The 2,162-nt window shown below is 62.1% G+C and carries 2 protein-coding genes; both read right to left on the reverse strand.

Annotated features, from left to right (window positions below; translation table 11 throughout):
- Window positions 1–821 (reverse strand): DUF2169 domain-containing protein (locus ACP7B7_RS31560; protein ID WP_426079355.1); only part of this gene is annotated, 821 nt, incomplete at its 3' end.
- Window positions 822–833: 12 nt separating this feature from the next.
- Window positions 834–2,162: type VI secretion system Vgr family protein (locus ACP7B7_RS31565; RefSeq protein ID WP_426079356.1), on the reverse strand; the 1,329-nt coding region annotated here is incomplete at its 5' end.

Raw genomic sequence — 2,162 nt, forward strand, 5'->3', positions numbered from 1 at the left:
CGCATCCGGTCGTGCGGATAAGTCAGCTGCGGTGCGACGATCCGCTTGCCGCGGATGGCATTCAGATACCAGCGCTCCATCCAGCCGCGGCCGACGGGATTGCCGAGGTGCACGCTATGCGCGAGCGGCGCACCGGCTTGGGTCGCAGCCGCAGGCAGGCGATGTCGCTTCGGCACCCGTTTTGCATCGCTGCTGTCCGCGTTAACCTTGTTCTCGCCGCCGTAGCTGAGTTCATAACGCAAGGGCAGGGCCTGAATCGGCCTCGCTCGCGTCAGACGCCATGCATGCAGTGTGAAGCCGCTCAATAGCCGCAACAGACGGGGGCGATAGCGCCACACACGCGGTCCGCTGACCAGCAGGTTTTTCGACAGCACCACCGCGTCTGTCTGTGCTTGGCGCTGGGCTGCGTCGCACCGCCGTGACCAATCGGCCAGTTGTGCCGCAGATGGCGGCATGAACTGGTTCATTCCATGCGGCGGTGGCGGCAGGTCGGGGACGATGGACGCGCGTTGAATTTCGATGCCGGCCAGGAACTGTTCCAATGCCCGGCCTCCTGGCGCATAGGCATGGGCATTGACGATCACGTCGGTACAAGGCTTGTAGGGCGCAAAATCGGACTCCTGGCGCACGCTGGAAAGATTGGCCTCGCCGTAATACACGTCGCTGGCCAGCAGCGGCGTTTGTTCTTGCGCGAACGCCAGCGTACCGTCCGGCTGCAAGGTGAAGGTCAGGCGTATCACGACCGTGTGAAAACGGATATCGCGCTGGTCCAGCGCATCGAAGGCCACGGCGGGGAAGGGTGTCAGGTTGCGAAATTCCATGACGGCCCCGGTCTAGTTGACATCCACGTCATGGCCGAGAATCTGCAATGGCCCGCTCGCCTCGATACTGATCTGGGTACCGTTCAGAAAGATCTTGCCGTCCGACTTCATCAGCAATGCGGCGCTTCCTACCGTGATTTCCAGTTCCTCGCCAGCGATCAGATGCACTTTCTTGCCGACACGGGTGGTCTGGTTCAGGCCGACCACGGTGTGCATGCCCAGTCCGATATTCAAGCTGTAGCCGAGACCGACATTTTCCATGCGGCCCATGCCGACATTCTGCAGATAGGCCATGTCGATCGTCTCGGTCTTCGTCTTGCTGACGCGTACCGACCAGTTTTTCTGAATGTAATCCTTGGCATTCTTGTAGACGGTTTTCGAGCGGTTGCCGCCAATGGTGATCGTCTCGTGCCGGTCGACCTGCTCGGTACGGTTGTTGTGTATCGAAATGGTCTCATCCCGCCCCACGGTCTCGGTCCGGTCGCGCCTGACCTGCACGGTTTCATCGCGGTCGACGGTCTTGCGGCGGTCGTTGCCGACCCAGTGCGATTCATCGTGTTCGACCTCGATGCGCTGGTCTTTTTCGGCGTGCAGCCAGAGTTCTTCCGCCCCTTTGCGGTCCTCGAAGCGTAGCGCGTTGGCGTGCGAGGTGGTGCCGCTTTTCGATGAGCGGCTCAGCATGCCGCTCTGGGTCTTGTTGGCGGGCAGGTCCCAGGGCGGCATATTGCGGGCGTTGTAGACGCAGCCGATGATGATGGGCATGGACACATTGCCGTCCAAAAACTGCACCACCACTTCCATGCCGACCCGGGGCAGGCTGATATGGCCGAAGTTGGCGCCGGCCCAGCTCGAGACGACCCTGATCCAGGGCGAACTCTTGTCGTCGAAGGTGCCCAGGCGGTCCCAGTGGAACTGCACTTTGACCCGGCCATAGCCGTCGGTATGGATCTCCTCGCCGGGCGGGCCGACCACGGTGGCCGTTTGCACGCCGGCCATGCGCACCTCGTGGCTGTGGAAATGGCGGCCCGGGCGCCAGGGCGTATCGCGCGGCAGGCAGGTAAAACTGTTGCTGTAGTGCGAGGTGGCGTTGCGGCCCTGCTGGTAGTTATTGCTGGCGTGATGGTGCACGGAAATGATCAGGTATTCGGTGGCCGCCTTGCCCGCGCCGCCATCGAAATGGCCGCTGAGGGTGAACCAGCGGCCCGGTTGGGCCGTGCGGTCGTTGCCTTGCGCCTGGTACAACTGGCCCTGGGCGTCGATCTCCTCCATGCGCCGCCTGGCCAGCAGTTCGCCATCGTCGATATTTTTAAAGCCGTAGCTGCCCGTGTTTTCATACACTTC

Source organism: Janthinobacterium sp. PSPC3-1 (assembly GCF_049896105.1).
GTDB lineage: Bacteria > Pseudomonadota > Gammaproteobacteria > Burkholderiales > Burkholderiaceae_D > Janthinobacterium.